Annotated in this window: 1 protein-coding gene; it reads left to right on the top strand. The window is 30.4% G+C overall.

Annotated features, from left to right (window positions below; translation table 11 throughout):
- Positions 1-605: 605 nt before the first annotated feature.
- Positions 606-2,114: a diguanylate cyclase domain-containing protein gene (locus AC3DU7_RS32030; protein WP_488043263.1), complete on the top strand. Its 1,509-nt coding sequence runs from the start codon at positions 606-608 to the stop codon at positions 2,112-2,114.
- Positions 2,115-2,152 lie beyond the last annotated feature (38 nt).

Here is a 2,152-nt window from a genome sequence, read left to right as displayed (position 1 = left end):
AAAAAATACTGTATCTTTATTCCAAAATCGAAAAAATCACTCTTTTTGACTCTTTGTTAATTTTTCCTCAAAAGTATTTTCATCACTCAAATGAAAATGTTATATTAGTTGAAAGTTAAATATTTTGATATTTAAAGTTATGTTATACATGAAGATAAAAATTTTCATGCTGATGAGGTGCAAAAATTTAGTTTTTAGAGATCAGCAATTATGGGAACAGAAAAGAAAAAAACTAGAAGTACTTCACTAAACTGAAAACTGCTACGTTTAAAACAGTTCAAGGTACATATCGCAATTAAAAAATAGTTGTAGATTTCTTAAGATAGTAGATTAAATTCAGTATAAAGATATTAATTACTATTTGACACAGTTAATATGATAACTCTATATCTCCATAATACAAATTTAATTTTATTCAATTTGGCCAAAAGTAATACAAAATATTTAATAATTGATAATTATCTTTGCTTTTTAGGAAGAGGATTGATACAACCGAATAAATTGTTAAAATTTTTCTTCTTAAAAAGAAGAGACCTTAAATATTAATTAATTATCAATTATCCATTATCCATTGGTAAGCATATTTACTCTACCGCGACTCAATCATGCATCAACAACAAAATTCTATACTTAGAGAAAGTATCTTAATTATTAACGATAATCCTAAAAGTTTAAAGCTGTTGACTGAGTTGTTACATGTTCAAGGGTATAAAGTGCAAATTGCCACCAGTGGAAAAGAAGCTCTCGAAAATATTCATCTTGAGCTTCCAGATCTGATTTTATTAGAAGTTAAAATGCCAGAAATGGATGGCTATCAAATTTGTGAATGTCTAAAGATAGATAAACAAACTACTAATATCCCCGTAGTTTTTATCTCTGCTTTAGATGGAGTAATGGATAAAGTTAAAGCCTTTACTGTAGGTGGAGTAGATTATATTACAAAACCATTTGAATTAATTGAAATTTTAGCCAGAATTGAAAATCAATTACGACTGCGGTCTCTACAGCAGCAATTACAACAACAAAACGCTTTATTACAACTATTATTAAAAGTGACTCATGCTATTAGTGAAGCATCTGATATTGAATCAGCATTAGAAGTAACTTTAGCAGAAGTTTGTCAAACAATGAATTGGGATTTTGGAGAAGCATGGATTCCTGACCCAGAAGCTACAATGCTCAAGTTTAGTAGAGGATGGTATTCTAGTAATAGTAATAATGGTACTTTACCCGCAACTCTAAAATTTCGACAAAAAAATCAAATTATTGCTTTTAACTCTCAACAAAACCTACTACAAAGAGTGTGGAATTCTCAGAAAACAGAATGGGTAAAAGATATTTCTCAAGAAAAAGAATCGGTTTTGATTGGTTTTCAAATTGCCGAAACAATAGGTATTCAATCTGCTTTAGGAATACCGATTATTCTCGATCAACAAGTTTTAGCCATCTTAGTATTTTTCCAGAAATTTTCTCAAACATTAGATCGAAGTTCTATACAGTTAGTGAATGCTGTGGCAACTCAGTTAGGTGGATTAATTCAACGGAAAAAATCTGAGATAGCTCTTAAAAAAGCAAACCAAAATTTAAAACGAATTGCCAGTTTTGATAGTTTAACTTCTTTGGCTAATCGTCGTACATTTGATGAATATTTTCATCATAAATGGGAGCAACTTAGACAAGAAAAAAAATATTTATCTCTAATTATTTGTGATGTGGATTACTTTAAATATTATAATGATTGTTATGGGCATCCAGAGGGAGACCAATGCCTCAAAAAAGTTGCTCAAGCTATTAGCAAGGTAGCTAAATTTTCTACAGATTTAGTTTGCCGTTATGGTGGTGAAGAATTTGGGGTTATATTACCAAATACAAATATTGAGGAAGCTTTACGAAGAGCAGAATTAATTAGGAGAGAAATAAGAAGGCTTGAAATACCTCACAATTGTTCAAAAGTAAGTCCTTATGTAACTGTAAGTTTAGGAGTAAGTAGTGTAATTCCTACGTTAAAATTATCAGCTCGTACATTATTAATAGATGCCGATCAAGCGCTTTATCAAGCAAAAGAACAGGGACGAGATTGTGTTATTGCTCATAGAATTAATTATGTTTGTTAGGAATAGGCAACAGGCAACAGGCAACAGGCAACAGGCAA

Source organism: Okeania sp. (assembly GCF_983059655.1).
This window is presented reverse-complemented; position numbering and strand designations above follow the sequence as displayed.